Annotated in this window: 1 pseudogene; it reads left to right on the forward strand. The window is 41.9% G+C overall.

The window, feature by feature from the left end:
* Positions 1–49: 49 nt before the first annotated feature.
* Positions 50–1026 (forward strand): annotated as a pseudogene (locus F6K18_RS36280) (IS630 family transposase); the annotation flags it as partial.

Below are 1026 nucleotides of genomic sequence, written 5' to 3' on the forward strand. Positions count from 1 at the left end.
CACAGCTAAAATAGTGGATTAAATCTAGTCAGCAATGGAGGATCGTATTATGGGAAGAGGTCGGCCAGATCAAGTTGATCTGACCATAGAACAGAAAGATAATCTAGAAAAAATCCCTCGAAATGGCCATGCACCAGCTAAAAAAATTCTACACGCTCGAATTCTCCTAATGTGTGATGAAGCACAACAGACCACAAAAATTTGGAGTGATGAACAAATAGCTGAAGCTTTAAATATACATAGAAACACAGTGGGACCGGTTCGCCAAAGATTCCTCACAAAAGGGGAAAAACCGGCCCTGAATCGACAACTTCGTACATCTCCACCCTCCCCTCGAAAAGTAGATGGAGCAAAGTCACGCGCAAATCATTGCTCTGTGTTGTTCTGACCCACCCGAAGGCAGAGCCAATTGGACAATCAGATTATTAACTTCAGAACTCCAACAGCGACAAATTGTCACCGAAATTTCCCGTGAAACTGTACGTCGAACTTTAAAAAAAACCAGCTACGGCCTTGGAAAACCCAGAGATTCTGTATCCCGGAACGGGATTTAGCCAGATTTTTAGACCTTTATTGTCAGGTACATTCAGATGATGAACCCTTAATTGCAATGGATGAAGCATCCATACAATTACAAGGACATCTGTACCCACCCATAGAAATGAAACCCCATCAAGATAAAAAGCAGGACTACCATTACACTCGTGAAGGGGTGCAAGCTTTATTTATGTTTTTTGATCCTAACAGAGGATGGCGAAGAGTGAGCAATCGTATGGAGTCGTACTCGTATAGATTGGGCAAGTGAAGTTCGTCAACTTCTAGATGTAGATTATCCCCAAGCTCAAAAAATTAAGTTAGTTTGCGATCATCTCAACACTCATAACATTGCTTCGTTGTATGAAGCCTTTCCGGCTCCCGAAGCCCACCCTCTAGCTAGATGCCTAGAAATCTATCATACTCCCCGTAATGGCAGTTGGTTAAATGTGGCAGAGATTGAATTGAGTATTTTAACTAAACAATGTTTAG

Source organism: Okeania sp. SIO2C2 (assembly GCF_010692625.1).
Lineage (GTDB): Bacteria > Cyanobacteriota > Cyanobacteriia > Cyanobacteriales > Microcoleaceae > Okeania > Okeania hirsuta.